Annotated in this window: 14 protein-coding genes and 1 pseudogene; 12 read left to right on the top strand and 3 right to left on the bottom strand. The window is 72.0% G+C overall.

The window, feature by feature from the left end; all coding sequences use genetic code 11:
• The first annotated feature begins 47 nt into the window (after positions 1-47).
• Positions 48-1,817: an aspartate--tRNA ligase gene (gene aspS, locus ACXJKF_RS13740; protein ID WP_456788264.1), complete on the top strand. Its 1,770-nt coding sequence runs from the start codon at positions 48-50 to the stop codon at positions 1,815-1,817.
• Positions 1,817-2,572 carry a GNAT family N-acetyltransferase gene (locus ACXJKF_RS13745; protein WP_456788265.1) on the top strand — a complete coding sequence of 252 codons (756 nt, stop codon included), beginning with the start codon at positions 1,817-1,819 and terminating at the stop codon, positions 2,570-2,572. The genes aspS and ACXJKF_RS13745 overlap by 1 nt, the downstream gene beginning before the upstream one ends.
• Before the next feature lies 1 nt (position 2,573).
• On the opposite strand, the gene ACXJKF_RS13750 is transcribed toward ACXJKF_RS13745, so the two are convergent.
• From ACXJKF_RS13750 to ACXJKF_RS13760, 3 genes are all read right to left on the bottom strand, one after another.
• Positions 2,574-2,903, bottom strand: a complete 330-nt coding sequence (locus ACXJKF_RS13750; protein WP_456788266.1) for a hypothetical protein — start codon at positions 2,901-2,903, stop codon at positions 2,574-2,576.
• Positions 2,904-3,006: 103 nt separating this feature from the next.
• A complete protein-coding gene (locus tag ACXJKF_RS13755; RefSeq protein ID WP_456788267.1) occupies positions 3,007-3,330 on the bottom strand; it encodes a hypothetical protein in 324 nt (107 codons plus the stop codon).
• 13 nt (positions 3,331-3,343) lie between these two features.
• Positions 3,344-5,587 carry an MMPL family transporter gene (locus ACXJKF_RS13760; protein WP_456788268.1) on the bottom strand — a complete coding sequence of 748 codons (2,244 nt, stop codon included), beginning with the start codon at positions 5,585-5,587 and terminating at the stop codon, positions 3,344-3,346.
• A gap of 106 nt (positions 5,588-5,693) precedes the next feature.
• Between ACXJKF_RS13760 and ACXJKF_RS13765 the strand changes: the two genes are divergently transcribed.
• From ACXJKF_RS13765 to ACXJKF_RS13810, 10 genes and pseudogenes are all read left to right on the top strand, one after another.
• Positions 5,694-7,064, top strand: coding sequence for a replication-associated recombination protein A (locus tag ACXJKF_RS13765; RefSeq protein WP_456788269.1), 1,371 nt, complete (start codon positions 5,694-5,696; stop codon positions 7,062-7,064).
• 208 nt (positions 7,065-7,272) lie between these two features.
• Positions 7,273-7,899 (top strand): 30S ribosomal protein S4, encoded by a 627-nt coding sequence (gene rpsD / locus ACXJKF_RS13770; protein WP_456788270.1) that lies wholly within the window; start codon positions 7,273-7,275, stop codon positions 7,897-7,899.
• Between the two features lie 111 nt (positions 7,900-8,010).
• A complete protein-coding gene (locus tag ACXJKF_RS13775; RefSeq protein WP_055914365.1) occupies positions 8,011-8,379 on the top strand; it encodes a DUF948 domain-containing protein in 369 nt (122 codons plus the stop codon).
• On the top strand, positions 8,379-8,738 hold the full coding sequence (locus ACXJKF_RS13780; RefSeq protein WP_456788271.1) for a hypothetical protein: 360 nt from the start codon (positions 8,379-8,381) through the stop codon (positions 8,736-8,738). The genes ACXJKF_RS13775 and ACXJKF_RS13780 overlap by 1 nt, the downstream gene beginning before the upstream one ends.
• 55 nt (positions 8,739-8,793) lie before the next feature.
• Positions 8,794-11,472: an alanine--tRNA ligase gene (gene alaS, locus ACXJKF_RS13785; RefSeq protein WP_456788278.1), complete on the top strand. Its 2,679-nt coding sequence runs from the start codon at positions 8,794-8,796 to the stop codon at positions 11,470-11,472.
• A gap of 67 nt (positions 11,473-11,539) precedes the next feature.
• Positions 11,540-12,040 carry a Holliday junction resolvase RuvX gene (gene ruvX / locus ACXJKF_RS13790; RefSeq protein WP_456788272.1) on the top strand — a complete coding sequence of 167 codons (501 nt, stop codon included), beginning with the start codon at positions 11,540-11,542 and terminating at the stop codon, positions 12,038-12,040.
• A 58-nt stretch (positions 12,041-12,098) separates the two neighbouring features.
• Positions 12,099-13,247 carry an endolytic transglycosylase MltG gene (gene mltG, locus ACXJKF_RS13795; protein WP_456788273.1) on the top strand — a complete coding sequence of 383 codons (1,149 nt, stop codon included), beginning with the start codon at positions 12,099-12,101 and terminating at the stop codon, positions 13,245-13,247.
• On the top strand, positions 13,244-14,065 hold the full coding sequence (locus tag ACXJKF_RS13800; RefSeq protein ID WP_456788274.1) for a shikimate dehydrogenase: 822 nt from the start codon (positions 13,244-13,246) through the stop codon (positions 14,063-14,065). The genes mltG and ACXJKF_RS13800 overlap by 4 nt, the downstream gene beginning before the upstream one ends.
• Positions 14,066-14,154: 89 nt before the next feature.
• Complete coding sequence (locus tag ACXJKF_RS13805; RefSeq protein WP_456788275.1) at positions 14,155-15,831, top strand: GspE/PulE family protein; 1,677 nt, start codon at positions 14,155-14,157, stop codon at positions 15,829-15,831.
• A 116-nt stretch (positions 15,832-15,947) separates the two neighbouring features.
• Positions 15,948-16,330 (top strand): annotated as a pseudogene (locus ACXJKF_RS13810) (type IV pili twitching motility protein PilT); the annotation flags it as partial.

Genomic DNA, 16,330 nt, shown 5'->3' on the forward strand with positions numbered 1-16,330 from the left:
GCGGGCGTCCGCTGGGCGCTCCCACCCCCGACCCCGAAGGACCTTCCGTGCTCCGCACCCACACGGCCGGCTCGCTGCGAGCCGAGCACATCGGTACCACCGTCACCCTCACGGGCTGGGTGGACCGGCGTCGCGATCACGGTGGGGTCGCGTTCGTGGACCTGCGGGACGCCTCGGGCATCGCGCAGGTCGTCGTGCGTGACGAGGCCGTCGCGCACGGGCTGCGCGCGGAGTACGTGCTGCAGGTGACCGGTGAGGTGGGTCGTCGGCCCGCGGGCAACGAGAACGCGAACCTCGCCACCGGCGAGGTCGAGCTCGTCGCCGCCCAGGTCGTCGTGCTCAACGAGTCCGAGCCGCTGCCGTTCCAGGTGTCGTCGTCGCTCGACGAGACCGTCGGCGAGGAGGCACGCCTCAAGTACCGCTACCTCGACCTGCGGCGGCCGGCCCCTGCCCGGGCGATGCGCCTGCGCGCCAAGGCGAACCAGGCCGCGCGCCGGGTGCTCGACGCGCAGGACTTCGTCGAGGTCGAGACCCCGACGCTGACCCGGTCGACGCCCGAGGGTGCCCGCGACTTCCTCGTGCCCGCGCGTCTGTCGCCCGGGTCCTGGTACGCGCTCCCGCAGTCGCCGCAGCTGTTCAAGCAGCTGCTCATGGTCGGCGGGCTCGAGCGGTACTACCAGATCGCCCGGTGCTACCGCGATGAGGACTTCCGCGCCGACCGTCAGCCGGAGTTCACGCAGCTGGACGTCGAGATGAGCTTCGTCGAGCAGGACGACGTCATCGCGCTCGGCGAGCAGATCCTGGTCGCCCTCTGGGACCTCATCGGTGTGACGGTCCCGACGCCGATCCCGCGCATCACGTTCGCGGAGTCCATGGCGCGCTACGGCAACGACAAGCCCGACCTGCGGTTCGGCCTCGAGCTGGTCGAGCTGACGTCGTACTTCTCGGAGACGCCGTTCCGCGTCTTCCAGGCGCCCTACGTCGGTGCCGTCGTGCAGCCCGGTGGTGGGTCGACGCCTCGGCGTGGGTTCGACGCGTGGCAGGAGTGGGCCAAGCAGCGCGGCGCCAAGGGCCTCGCGTACGTCACGGTGGGCGAGGACGGCGAGCTGGGCGGACCGGTGGCCAAGAACCTCTCGGAGTCCGAGCGCGCCGGTCTGGTCGCCGCGGTCGGTGCGAGCCCTGGCGACGCGGTGTTCTTCGCCGCCGGCCCGGTCAACGACGCACGCGCGCTGCTCGGTGCGGCCCGTCTCGAGATCGGGCGCCGCGGCGGGCTGATCGACGAGAACGAGTGGAAGTTCGTCTGGGTGGTCGACGCCCCGCTGTTCAAGCCCACGGGCGAGGACGACGACGTGGCCGTCGGCGGGGGTGCCTGGACCGCCGTGCACCACGCGTTCACGTCCCCGACGCCCGAGTGGATCGACACGTTCGAGCAGGACCCGGGCGCCGCGCTCGCCTACGCCTACGACATCGTCTGCAACGGCAACGAGATCGGTGGGGGATCGATCCGTATCCACCGCCGGGACGTGCAGGAGCGCGTGTTCGAGGTCATGGGCATCGGGCCCGACGAGGCGCAGGAGAAGTTCGGCTTCCTGCTCAACGCGTTCCAGTTCGGCGCACCGCCGCACGGCGGGATCGCGTTCGGGTGGGACCGCATCCTGGCCCTGCTGACGGGCTCGGAGTCCATCCGCGACGTCATCGCGTTCCCGAAGTCGGGCGGCGGCTTCGACCCGCTCACGGCAGCACCGGCACCGATCACGCCGGAGCAGCGTCGTGAGGCCGGCGTGGACGCCAAGCCGAAGGTCACCCCCGAGGCCTGATGGCGGACGTGCTCGAGGTGCTCCCGCCGCGCTGGCGGGAGCACCGGATGATCCTCGGTGACCGGGTGCGCTGGGACGCGGTCGAGGTGCTCGGCGACGACGACGGCGTGGTGCTGCTGATCGGCGGACCGCGCCCGGCCGTGCTCGGTCTCGGCGACCCGTCGACCGTGGACCGGCTGGTCGCCGACGGGGACGTCGGCCCTGCCCGCTGGATGAGCGTCCCCCGTGGTTGCTGTCCGCGGCCGGACACGCTCACCGGGCTGGACCTGGTGCCGTTCTCGGCCTGGGACTGGCTCTCGACCGACACGGCACCGCCGACCGTCGCGGGCGAGAGCGAGGTGCGCCGTCTCGACCCCATCGCGGACGCCGACGACATCCGCGCGTGCCTGCGCGAGGCGAACCCGGGGACGTCCGCCGATCCCGCCGGACCCGACGAGCTCGGCTGGTGGGGCGTGCAGGCGGACGGCGTGCTGGCCGGCGTGATCGGGGCGGCGTCCCGCGGCGCCGAGGGCGACGGCCGTTCCTGGCACGTGCACGGCCTCGGCGTGCTGCCCGTCCTGCGGCGCACCGGGATGGGGACGGCCCTGACGGCCGCGCTGACCCGAGCGGCCCTGGCCGGCGGGGCGTCGTGGGTGTCGCTCGGGATGTACGCGCAGAACGACGACGCGCGACGGATCTACCGGCGCCTGGGCTTCCGCACGGACGGCGAGATGGCCTCGTTCTCCCCGGCGGGGACGCAGCGTCCGCCCGACTGACTCACCACCTGCGCGTTGAACCGTGGTCGCTGTCGAAGGCCGTGTGCTGACGCGGCGGAAGCGGTGGCGCCGGCCGAGGCGTGTCGTCGCGGCGGGCCCAGCGCCACAGCTCGTGGACGTGCTTGAGCCACAGGCCGGGGCTGAGGGGCGCCACGACGATCCAGATCTTCGGCATCGCCCAGACGATGAGGAACGCGCAGGTGAGGTACAGCCCTGCCCAGCTGCCCGCCACTGCGAACGCCCTCACCACGAAGAGCAGCAACCCCCCGACGGCGAAGACCGACACGAGCGTCGCGATGACGATGCGGACGCGGCGTGGGACGACGGACATCGTGGATCACCTGGGGTCGGTGGAGACGGTCCGCGGCACGCTAGCAAGACGCTCGCCGCCCGGACCGCCCGTTCACCCGTCCGCCGCAACCGGCGAGCCGCATCTACCAGCGGCGCGGGGGAGCAGGCGCGTCGGGACCGGCGAAGGTGCTGTGCTGCGACGGACGGACGTCGTCCGTGTCCGGGAGCACCGGCACCGACGGTCGCGGCCGGGCGTCGAGCGCCCAGCGCCAGATCCACGGAAGTGCGACGAGCACGACCAGGGTGAAGAACGCCTGGACCACCCAGGCCATCGCGAGCCCGGGGTCGGGATCGCGGAGCGCCAGGACGAGCGTCAGGGCCAGCGCGGCGTCCAGGAGGGTCAGTGTCGAGGCGACGACCAGTCGCAGGGCGAACGTGCCGCGGCTCGTGCCGGGCGACGTGTGCATGCGGTGGCCCATGTCAGTGCGAGATCGAGATGCGTGCGTAGACGCGGCGGAGGAACGGCGGCGCCCACCAGTTCGCGCGCCCCAGGAGCGTCATGGTCGCGGGGACGAGCAGCATCCGCACGAGCGTCGCGTCGATCAGCACGGCGACCGCCAGCGAGAAGCCGACCTCCTTGATGACCAGCAGCTCACCTGCCACGAAGCCGGCGAACACGACGATGACGATGAGCGCCGCCGACGTGATGATCCGTCCCGACCGCTGCAGCCCGAGCCGGACCGCCCGGTCGTTCGGGACGCCCTGGTCGACCAGCTCCTTGATCCGGGAGAGCAGGAAGACCTCGTAGTCCATGGCGAGCCCGAAACCGAACGCGATCACGAGCGCGATGACGTACGTCTCGATGCCGCCGGTCGGCGTGAAGTTCAGCAGACCGGACAGGTGCCCGTCCTGGAACACCCAGACGAGCACCCCCAGCGACGCCGCCAGGGAGATCACGTTGGTGACCAACGCCTTGACCGGCACGACGACCGACCCGGTCATGAGGAACAGCAGCACGAGGCACGCCACCGCGACGATGCCGATGGCCCAGGGTGCCCGCTCCACCACGGCCGCGGTGAAGTCGATCTGGGACGCGGCCTGGCCGGTCACCCACGTGGGGAAGGGCGCGTCGAGGGCGCGGATCTGGTGCACCACGTCGCGGGCCACCGCGTCGCCGGGATCGTCGGTGGCGGGCCGGACGCCGATCACGACGTAGGAGTCGACCGGGGTCGGGGCGTCGACGGACGCGACGCCGTCGAGGCCCTCCAGGGACTCGGCCCAGGCGGTCGCCTCGTCGAGCGAGGTCTGCGCCACGACGGTGATCGCCGGGGTCGAGGCAGCCGGGTAGTCGCGGGCGAGCGTGTCCACGAACTCGCGCTGGGCACTGCCCGCGGGCAGCAGCTCCGTGGTCGAGTTCCGCAGCTCGAGGTGCGCCAGCGGGAGCGCCAGGATCCCGAGCACGGCGAGCGACCCGAGCAGCACCCGCCACGGCCGTCGCTGCACCCATCCGGCGAGGCGGGAGAACACCCCCTCCTCGGTCTGCACGTCGGCGGTGCGCGCGAGGAGGCCGCGCAGCCCGGGGATGCGGGCCAGGATGCTCGGCCGGATCATGCGCCGCCCGGCGAGCACGAGGAGCGCCGGGACCAGGGTCAGCGCGGTCGCGGCCGCCACCACGATCACGGCGACGCCCGCCGCACCGAACGCGCGCAGGATCGGTGGCTCGAAGACGAGGAGCCCGGCGATCGAGATGGCGACGATGAGAGCCGAGAACGTCACGGTGCGGCCGGCGGTCGCCATGGTCTGCTCGATCGCGGTGAGCACCGCGCCGTCGCCGCGCCGTCGGCGGCTCCGGGCACCGTCGTCGTCGTCGACCAGGTGGTGCAGCTCCTCGCGGAACCGCGACACCATCAGCAGCCCCCAGTCGATCGAGAGACCGAGGCCGAGCACCGTGACGATGTTGACCACGGACGAGTCGAGGTCGAGCACGTAGGAGAAGCCCAGGAGCGCCGCGAGGCCGCCGGCGATGGACGCGACCGCTCCGACCATCGGCATGCCGGCCGCGAGGAAGCCGCCGAAGACGAGGATCATGATGAGCAGCGCGACCGGCAGGGCGATGGTCTCGCCCGTCCGCAGGTCGGTCTCCACCTGGTCGGTGATCGCCTCGACGATGAGGGTGGTCCCACCCACGATGCCGGTCACCCCGGGAGCGACGGGCTCGAGGTCCGACGGGACGGCGAGGAGGCGCTCCTCGATGTCGGCGAGCGCCACGTCCTGCTCCTGCGCCGGAAGGTCCGGCTCGAGCTCGACCACGACCAGGAAGCCGTCGCCGTCCTGCGCGATGAGGGGGGCAGCGGCCGGGTTGGCGGCGCCGTCGGGCAGCGCGAGCGGGTCGATGACCGAGAAGACGCCGGGGATCGCGGCGAGGTCCTCGCGCGCGGGAGCGAGCGCCGTCGCCACGTCGGGGTCGGCCGGGTCGACGCCGTCGAGGACGAGGGTGAGCGACGGACCGCTGTCGTCGGCCTCGTCGAGGATGGCGAACGCTTCCGAGCTCTCCGACCCGGGGACGCCGGGCGCACCGGTGCTCAGCCGCTCGAACAGGTTCTCCCCGTGGATGCCGAGGACGGCCAGGCCGTACCCGAGCACGGCGAAGACGAGCCACGCCACGACGGTGAGACGAGGGTGGTGGGCGACTGCGCGACCTACTCGGGCGAACACGCGGGCCATCGTCGCAGGTGGAACGGGCGTCTCGCACACGTTGTCACCCGGTGGCGCGTGCGGGTGTCGTCGCCGGACCGCGTCGGACGTCGGTGCGCGTGCGTACCCTGCCCGCATGGACCTGTTCGATGCCGTGACGTCGACGGCCTCCGGGCTGCCCGCCGTCGGGGCCGGCGCGCCGCTCGCCGTCCGCATGCGGCCGCGGGACCTGACCGAGGTCGCGGGCCAGGAGCACCTGCTCGTCGGCGGCTCGCCGCTGCGCCGGCTGGTCGAGCCGGCGAACGACGCGGCACGCCGCGCCGCACCCACCTCCGTGGTGCTCTGGGGGCCGCCGGGGACGGGCAAGACCACCCTCGCCTACCTGGTCGCCGCGACGTCCGGACGCCGGTTCGTCGAGCTGTCGGCCGTCACCGCGGGCGTCAAGGACGTGCGTGCGGTGATCGAGGACGCCCGCCGCCGGCTGGCGACGGACGGCACGGAGACCGTGCTGTTCATCGACGAGGTGCACCGGTTCACCAAGGCCCAGCAGGACGCGCTGCTGCCCAGCGTGGAGAACCGCTGGGTCACGCTGGTCGCGGCCACCACGGAGAACCCGTCGTTCTCGGTGAACTCGCCCCTGCTGTCGCGGTCGCTGCTGCTCACCCTCCAGCCGCTGGACACGGACGACGTCCGACGCCTGGTCCGGCGCGCCGTCGAGGACGAGCGTGGGCTCGACGGCTCGATCGCACTGACCGAGGACGCGGAGGAGCACCTGCTCCGGCTGGCGGGCGGGGACGCGCGCAAGGCGCTGACCATCCTCGAGGCGGCCGCCGGCTCGGCGCTCTCGGAGGACGGGGCGGTCCCGCCGGTGCCGGTGGACCTCGCGACGATGGAGCGGGCCATCGACGTCGCGGCCGTCCGCTACGACCGCGACGGCGACCAGCACTACGACGTCATCAGCGCGTTCATCAAGTCGGTGCGCGGTTCCGACGTCGACGCCTCGCTGCACTACCTCGCGCGGATGATCGCGGCGGGGGAGGACCCGCGGTTCATCGCCCGCCGGATCGTGATCTCGGCGGCGGAGGACGTGGGGATGGCGGACCCCAGCGCGCTGCAGACGGCGGTCGCGGCGGCGCAGGCGGTGGCGCTGATCGGCATGCCGGAGGCCCGGATCATCCTCGCGGAGGCGGTCGTTCACCTCGCCACGGCCCCGAAGTCGAACGCGGCGTACCTCGGCATCGACCGGGCGCTCGCCGACGTGCGCGCGGGCCGGATCGGCTCCGTGCCGGCGCACCTGCGCGACGCGCACTACGCGGGCGCCAAGGTGCTGGGCCACGGGCAGTCGTACGTGTACGCGCACGACCAGCCGCACGCGGTCGCCGCGCAGCAGTACCTGCCCGACGAGCTGCAGGGCACCCGCTACTACGAGCCGAGCGACCGCGGCTACGAGCGCCAGGTGACCGAACGGCTGGACCGCATCCGCGCGATCCTCGACGAGGGCCACTGATTCGGGGATATCGGCCGTTGCAAGGTAGAGTGTCGAGGTCGTCCAGTGGACAGGCGTGCGTGCACGCCCACGCATGGTCCAGTCCGGACGGCCACCTGGGGCCTTAGCCAGCGTCGAGAACAGACGCGACGCATCCACGGTCGGCCCCACGCCCGTCGGAACATCTCCGTCATCGGGTGTGACGTCTACAACGACAGGAAGTAACTCTGTGAGCAGCGTGACCCGCTCGCGTCGCCAGGTGCGCCTTTCCCGCGCCCTCGGCCTCGCGCTGACGCCCAAGGCCGTCAAGCACTTCGAGAAGCGGCCGTACCCCCCCGGCGAGCACGGCCGTGCGCGTCGCCGCACCGAGTCGGACTACGCGGTCCGTCTCCGTGAGAAGCAGCGTCTGCGCGCGCAGTACGCGCTGCGCGAGAAGCAGATGGCTCGTGCGTACGAGGACGCCCGCAAGGCCCCGGGCCTGACCGGTGAGGCGCTCGTCGAGAACCTCGAGACCCGCCTGGACGCCCTCGTCCTGCGCTCCGGCTTCGCCCGGACGATCCTGCAGGCCCGCCAGGTCGTCGTGCACCGTCACGTGCTCGTCGACGGCAAGATCGTGGACCGTCCCTCGTTCCGCGTGAAGCCCGGCCAGACGCTCCAGGTCAAGCCCAAGAGCCAGGCCACGGTGCCGTTCCAGGTCGCCGCCGCCGGTGCGCACCGCGACGTGCTCCCCACGGTTCCGGGCTACCTCGACGTGCAGCTCGAGAAGCTCAGCTCCGTCCTGGTGCGAGCCCCGAAGCGCGCGGAGATCCCCGTGACGTGCGAGGTCCAGCTGGTCGTCGAGTACTACGCCCGCTGATCTGATCGCCACCCGGACGCCCCGCCGCGCACCTGCGCCGCGGGGCGTTCGTGCGTGCGGGGCGGGTAGGGTTTCCGCGGGGTCGAGGACCCCGGAACCAGGAGGCTGGACATGTCGGTGGGTGACGTCGCGGGACTGATCGCCGCGATCGCGTTCGTGCTGCTCGTGGGCTTTCTCGCCGTGCCGCTGATCAAGCTCGGTCGGGTGCTGGACGAGACGCGGACGTCGGTCAAAGAGATCACCGACCACACGGTCCCGGTGCTCGACGAGACGGCCACGCTCGTCGCGTCGTCGAACACCCAGCTGGAGAACATCGACACCGTCACCACGGCTGCCGCCCAGGTCTCGGAGAACGTCTCGGCGCTCACGTCCCTGTTCGCCGCCACCGTCGGCGGGCCGATGATCAAGGCGGCCGCCTTCTCCTACGGCGTGCGCACCGCGCTGTCGGGTCTCGCGGCGAGCGCGCGCCGGAGCCGATGATGGGGCGCCGGCTCACCTGGCTCGCGATCGGGGTGGTCGTGACGGTCGTCGTCGTCCGCAAGGGACGGGCGGTCGTGGACGCCTACCTGCCCGCCGGGACGACGGACGCGATCGACGGCGCCCAGCGGGTGTCCCGGGCGGTCGCGTCGTTCCGGACGGACTTCCTGGCCGCGATGGCCGAGCGCGAGCAGGAGCTGCGCCACGACCTCGTGGGCGACGTGGACGTCGAGGCGCTCCGGGCCGAGCGTCCGGAGCGGGTCGCGAACGTGCGGCGCGCCTGGTCCTCCCGCCACGGCGACGACTGGTCCGGTGCCCCCACCGAGGACCCGGACGACGACGACGGCTACACCTTCTTCTGACCCTGCACGAGCACCGAGCAGTACCCGATCACCACAGATGGACGACGAGGACACGATGCGTACCGCCGAGATCCGCCAGCGTTGGCTCGACTACTTCGAGGGCAACGGCCACGCCGTCGTGCCCTCGGCCTCGCTGATCTCGCCGGACCCGACGACCCTGTTCGTCATCGCCGGGATGGTGCCGTTCATCCCGTACATGCTCGGCGAGCAGACCCCGCCGTGGCCGCGTGCGACCAGCGTGCAGAAGTGCGTGCGCACCCTCGACATCGAGGAGGTCGGCAAGACCACCCGGCACGGCACGTTCTTCCAGATGAACGGCAACTTCTCGTTCGGCGACTACTTCAAGGAAGGCGCGATCACCTACGCCTGGGAGCTGGTCACCGGCTCGCGGGAGACCGGCGGGTTCGGGTTCGACCCGGACACCATCTGGGTGACCGTGTTCCACGACGACGACGAGGCGGCCGACCTCTGGAAGCAGATCGCCGGCCTGCCCGACGAGCGCATCCAGCGCCGCGGGTGGAAGGACAACTTCTGGTCCACCGGCGCGCGCGGTCCGTCGGGCCCGTGCTCGGAGATCTACGTCGACCGTGGTCCCGAGTACGGCGCGGAGGGTGGTCCGGTCGTCGACGAGGACCGCTACCTCGAGATCTGGAACCTCGTCTTCATGCAGTACGAGCGGGGTGACGGAGGCGGCAAGGAGAACTTCCCGATCCTCGGGGACCTCAAGCAGAAGAACATCGACACCGGCATGGGGCTGGAGCGGGTCGCGTACCTGCTGCAGGGCGTCGACAACCTCTACGAGATCGACGAGGTGTTCCCGGTCATCGGCGGAGCCCAGGAGCTCTCGGGCAAGCGCTACGGCGCGTCCCACGAGGATGACGTGCGCATGCGGGTCGTCGCGGACCACGTGCGCAGCTCGCTCATGCTCATGGGCGACGGCGTCACGCCCTCGAACGAAGGGCGCGGCTACGTGCTGCGGCGGCTGCTGCGTCGCTCGATCCGCGCGATGCGCCTCCTCGGCGTCGAGGACGTCTCCCTCCCGACGCTCCTGCCCCTGAGCAAGGACGCGATGAGCCCGTCGTACCCCGAGCTGGCGCAGAACTTCGAGCGCATCAGCCAGGTGGCGTACGCGGAGGAGGAGACGTTCCGGCGCACGCTCGCGGCGGGCACGACGATCCTCGACACCGCCGTGCAGGCGATCAAGCAGCAGGCCAAGTCCGTGCTCTCGGGGTCGCACGCGTTCCAGCTGCACGACACCTTCGGCTTCCCGATCGACCTCACGCTCGAGATGGCGGCCGAGCAGGGTGTCGCCGTCGACGAGACCGCGTTCCGCACCCTCATGAAGGAGCAGCGGGACCGGGCACGCGCGGACGCGCTGGCCAAGCGCGCGGGCCGGGCGGACACGTCGGCGTACCAGGAGCTGCACAGCACGCTGAGCAGCGAGAGCGCCAAGCCGGTCCAGTTCATCGGCTACACCGACGCGACGGCTCGGTCCCGCGTGGTCGGCCTGCTCGTCGACGGGGTGCCCGCCCCGGCGGCGACCGCGCCGGCCGACGTGGAGGTCGTGCTCGACGTGACCCCGTTCTACGCGGAGTCCGGCGGGCAGCTGGCCGACACCGGCGTGATCGTGCTGGACGGCGGCGCGCGCATCGAGGTCGACGACGTGCAGGCGCCGGTCAAGGGCCTGTCCGTGCACCACGGCCGGCTGGTCGACGGCACGGTGACGTTCGGCGAGTCCGGCACGGCGACGATCGACGTCGACCGCCGCCGCGCGATCGCGCGCGCCCACACGGCGACGCACCTGGTGCACAAGGCGCTGCACGAGTCGGTGGGGGAGAGCGCCACACAGGCGGGGTCGCTCAACGCCCCGAGCCGGCTCCGCTTCGACTTCCGCTCGCCGTCCGCCACCCCGTCGCAGGTCGTGGCGGAGATCGAGGCGCGCGTCAACGAGCGGCTCCAGGACGACCTCGAGGTCGCCGACTCGGTCATGCAGATCGACGAGGCCCGCGGAAAGGGCGCGATGGCCCTGTTCGGCGAGAAGTACGGCAACGAGGTCCGCGTCGTCGACATCGGCGACGGCTGGTCGCTGGAGCTGTGTGCGGGCACGCACGTCAAGCGGTCCGGGGAGCTCGGGCTCGTCACCCTGCTGTCCGAGTCCGCGATCGGCTCAGGCGTGCGGCGTGTCGACGCGCTGGTCGGTGCGGGCGCGTACGGGTACCAGGCGAAGGAGCGCGCGCTCGTGGGGCAGCTCTCCGGCCTGCTCGGGGCGCGTCCCGACGAGCTGTCCGAGCGGGTGTCCGGCCTGCTCACCAAGCTCAAGGAGTCGGAGAAGGAGCTCGCGACGCTGCGGCAGGCGAAGCTCCTGGCGCAGGCGGGCTCGCTCGCGGACGGCGCGGCGACGGTGGGGGAGACCCGCGTCGTCACGCACGACGCGGGCGAGGTCGGCGGCGACGAGCTGCGCACGCTCGTGCTCGACGTCCGGTCACGGCTCGGCGAGTCGTCCCCGGCCGTCGTCGCGATCGGTGGTGTCAGCAAGGGGCGACCGGTCGTGGTCGTCGCGACCAACGCCGCGGCGCGCGAGCGGGGGGTGCGTGCGGGAGCGCTCGTCCGGACCGCCTCCGGCATCCTCGGTGGCGGCGGGGGTGGCAAGGACGACCTCGCCCAGGGCGGCGGCACCGACCCCGGGCGCCTCGACGAGGCGCTCGCGGCGGTCGCGACGGCGGTGGGCGGCTGACGTGAGCGTGACCCTCGATCCCGGCGCCGTCGTCCGCGGAGCACGCCTCGCCGTCGACGTGGGGACCGTGCGGGTCGGTCTCGCGACGAGCGACCCGGACGGGCTCGTCGCCACGCCGGTCGCCACGCTCGCGCGCGCCACCAGCACCAAGGGGCGACTTCCCACGGACATCGCGCAGGTGGTGCACGAGGTGCAGGAACGCGGTGTGGGTGTTGTGTACGTCGGGTTGCCCGTCCACATGTCCGGTGCCGAAGGTTCCGCATCCGACGCCGCGCGCGCGTACGCTGTCCAACTGGCGCAAGCCATCGCACCGATCTCGGTGCGGTTGGTCGACGAGCGGATGAGCACGGTGTCCGCCCATCACGCGCTGCAGGCGTCCGGCCGATCCGGGCGCCGCCACCGGCAGGTCGTCGACCAGGCAGCCGCGGTGGTGATCTTGCAGTTCGCGCTGGACGCGGAACGTGCGTCGGGACGACGGCCCGGAGAACGGGTCGAGGTCGACCCGGCACAGCATGTTCCGGCGGCGCGCGGGGGGGCTGCGGGCGACGCACGGACGACGGTGGAGTGACGCGCACGTGACCAAGAGTCAGACAGAGTGGTGGACCCCCGTGGAACGGAGTGACGAGGTGAGCGACCTGTTTGCCGGCGACACCCGTGTCGCCACCACCGAGCCGAAGACCTCCCGCTCCCGCGGCCGGGCCAAGCAGCAGCGCGAGCGCAAGCGTCGTCGCCGCCGCTCGATCTGGGTGCTCGTCGTCGCGATCCTCATGGTCGCGGGCGCCGGCTACGTCGTCGTCGAGCTGATGGGCGGCATGTTCCAGGGCGGCGGCAACGCTGACAGTGGCGTCGAGGACTACAGCGGTGTCGGGCACGGTGCTGCGGAGGTCGTCATCAAGCCCGGCGACACGGGCGCCGACATGGCGACGACGTTGGTCAGCGCCGGTGTCGTCGCGACCGAGAAGGCGTTCAACGAGGCGTTCGCCGCCAACCCGCAGGCGGCCTCGATCCAGCCGGGCACCTACAACATGCTCCTCGAGATGCCCGCCTCCGACGCCGTCATCGCGCTCCTCAACCCGTCGAGCCGCGTGTCCTTCAAGCTCGGGATCCCCGAGGGCCTCACGGTGAACCAGATCGCCACGAAGATCAGCGAGAAGCTCGCCATCCCTGCCGAGGAGGTCACCGCGGCGCTCGCCGACCCGGCCGCCATCGGGCTCCCCGCGGAGGCCAACGGCAACCCGGAGGGCTGGCTGTTCCCGGCGACGTACGACATCGAGCCCGACGCGACGCCGACCAGCGTGCTGGCGCAGATGACTGCGCAGACGGTCGCCGTCCTGACGGCGAAGGGCGTGCCGCAGGACCAGTGGTCGACCGTGCTGAACAAGGCGTCGCTGGTCGAGCGCGAGGCGCGGCTGCCCGAGGACCGGCCCAAGGTGGCGCGTGCGATCGAGAACCGCCTGGCCAAGGAGATGCCGCTCTCGGTCGACTCGTCGGTCGCCTACGGCCTCGGCAAGCCGGGCACCGGTCTGACCACGGCGGACACGCAGGACGCCAGCAACGTGTACAACACGTACAAGCACCTGGGCCTGCCGCCGACCCCGATCGCGTCGCCCGGGACCGCGTCGATCGACGCCGTCCTGGCCCCGGCCGAGGGTGACTGGCTCTTCTGGGTGACCGTCAACCTCGACACGGGCGAGACGCTGTTCGCCACGACGTACGACGACCACCTGGCGAACGTGGAGCTGCTGCGAGCCTGGCAGGCGGAGAACACCAAGTGACGGCGGCCGCCCGGCGACGGGCGGCGGTCCTCGGGCACCCGGTGGCGCACTCGCTGTCGCCGGCGCTGCACCGTGCCGCCTACGCGTCGCTCGGACTCGCGGACTGGCGCTACGACGCCGTCGACGTCACGGAGGACGGGCTCGCGGCGTTCATCGCCGGCCTGGACGACACGTGGGCGGGCCTCAGTCTGACCATGCCGCTCAAGCAGACGGTCATCCCGTTGCTGGACCACGTCGAGCCGCTGGCCGAGGTCGTCGGCGCCGTCAACACGGTGCTCTTCCAGGGACGCACGCTGGTGGGCGCGAACACCGACGTGCACGGCATCGTCGCGGCTCTCGGGCTCGACCGTCCGATCACGAGCGCAGCCGTGCTCGGAGCGGGCGCCACTGCGTCGTCGACCCTGGCAGCGCTCGCCCAGCTGGGCTGCACCTCGCCCGTCGTTTACGTGCGCGCCGTCGCTCGTGCGGGTGGCCTCATGCGTGCTGCGCACCGGATGGRCGTCACCCCGGTGTACCGCACGCTGGAGGAGGCGCCCACGGAGATCGGCCGCGCGGACGTCGTCGTCTCGACCCTTCCCCCGCACGCCGCCGACCCGGTCGCCGAACGGCTGGCGGCGGTCGAGGGCGTGCTGCTCGACGTGGCGTACGACCCCCGGCCGACGGCGCTGTCGGTCGCCTGGGCCGCCGCCGGGGGGACCGTCGTCGGCGGCGAGCAGATGCTCCTGCACCAGGCCGCCGAGCAGGTTCGGCTGATGACGGGGCACCCTGCGCCGCTCGCTGCGATGTCCGCCGCGCTCGAGGACAAACTGACCGCCTGACGGGCTCACCCCCGCCGTCGTTCCTGCCGATTGACCCGGTGATACCCGTGTGGCCGGAACTCGGCCGCCGGTCGACCGGAGGGACGCGCGTGAAGCAGCTCGGGGAGATCCTGCTGGATGACGGTCTGGTCACGGAGGCGCAGCTGCTCGCGGCCCTCGACGAGACCCAGGCCCGAGGTTCGTCGCTGGGACGCACACTGGTCGAGCTGGGGGTCCTCACCGAGGGTCAGCTGGTCAAGGCGCTCGCCAACCAGGTGGGCATGAACTTCGTCGACCTCGACGAGTTCCCCGTCGACCGTGCCGCGGTGTCCCTGGTGCCCGGAGCGCTGTGCCGTCGCTACACGGTGCTGCCCGTCTCGCTCGAGGGCGGCTCGATCGTGCTCGCAACCGCCGACCCCGGCAACGTCATGGCGGTCGACGACGTCCGGAGCGTCACCAACCGCCCCGTGATCCCCGTCATCGCGACGCACGACAACCTCATGCGCGCGATCGACCGGTTCTGCCGTGCGGACGACGAGATGGAGGACCTGTCCTCCGCGTTCAACGAGCAGAACGCGGAGCCGGAGCAGGACCTGTCCAAGCTCGGCGAGATGTCCGTCGACGACGACGCCCCGATCGTCCGGTACGTCAACCTGCTGGTCACGCAGGCGATCACCGACCGCGCGTCGGACATCCACATCGAGCCGGCGGAGCACGACCTGCGGGTGCGGTACCGCATCGACGGTGTGCTGCACGAGACGCAGCGGTCGCCCAAGCAGATCCAGCAGGGCGTCATCAGCCGCGTGAAGATCATGAGCGACATCGACATCGCCGAGCGGCGCAAGCCGCAGGACGGCCGCATGTCGGTGGTGCACAACGGTCGCAAGATCGACCTCCGGGTGGCCACGCTGCCGACCGTGTGGGGCGAGAAGATCGTCATGCGAATCCTGGACAACTCCACCGCGAGCCTGGACCTGCGGGACCTGTCGTTCCTCGACGAGAACTACGAGACGTACAAGGAGGCGTACACCAAGCCCTACGGGATGATCCTGGTCACCGGTCCCACGGGGTCGGGGAAGTCGACCACCCTGTACGCCACGCTCAACGCGGTGTCCAAGCCGGAGATCAACGTCATCACGGTGGAGGACCCGGTCGAGTACCGGCTCCCGGGCATCAACCAGGTCCAGGTCAACCCGAAGGCCGGCCTCACGTTCGCGGGCGCGCTGCGCTCGATCCTGCGGTCCGACCCCGACGTGGTGCTCCTCGGTGAGATCCGCGACCACGAGACCGCGCAGATCGCGATCGAGGCCGCCCTCACCGGTCACCTCGTGCTGTCCACCCTGCACACCAACGACGCGCCCTCGGCGATCACCCGTCTGACGGAGATGGGCATCGAGCCGTTCCTCGTCGGGTCCGCCCTGGACGCGGTGGTGGCCCAGCGCCTCGCACGTCGGCTCTGCGGCAAGTGCAAGGTGTCCTACCGCCCGTCGCCCGAGGAGATGGCCGCCGCGCGGTTCCCGTGGGTGCCGGGCGAGGCGATCCCCGAGCTCTTCCGTCCCGGTGGCTGCGTCGCGTGCTCCAAGACCGGCTACCGCGGACGCCTGGCGCTGCACGAGGTCATGCGAGTCACCGAGGACATCGAGCGGCACGCCGTGGCGCACTCGTCGAGCGCGGACATCGCCGCCACGGCCTTGGCCCAGGGGATGATCTCGCTCCGGAACGACGGCTGGCAGAAGGTCGCGCTCGGTCAGACGTCGATCGAGGAGATCATGCGCGTCGTCGCGTGACCTGCACTCAAGTCGGGCGGTTCATCCGCCGATGAGATCCGAGATACCGAGCTGCTGGTCCCGGGCGCTGCCCGCGACTGCGAACGAACGCGGTACGACAACGTGGAGGCTGTGACGTGACCGAGTCCTACTCAACCGGCCGGGGTGAGCCCACCCGTCCGTTGCCGCCCTACCGCACGGCAGGCCCGCAGGCGGGCGCGCCGCCGGTCTACTCGCCGGTCCCGTCGATGAGCACGCACGTGCCGGACGAGACCCGGGGGAGCGTCACGCAGGCGTTCACGCCCGTACCGCCGCAGGCGTCCGGTGGTCAGACCTTCCTTCCCGCCGGTGGCGGTCCCGCGCCGGCCGGCCCGTTCCACGGCGCCCCCGTGCCGCCGCCGGTCGCACCGGCCGTGGCCGKGCAGCCTGYGTACTACGTGCCGGCCCAAGCAGGTCCGCCCGCGCCGACGCCCGTCGCCGCACCTGCGCCGGCCGCAGCCGAGCCGGCCCGCCCCGCGGC

Source organism: Cellulomonas sp. P5_C5, assembly GCF_054049655.1.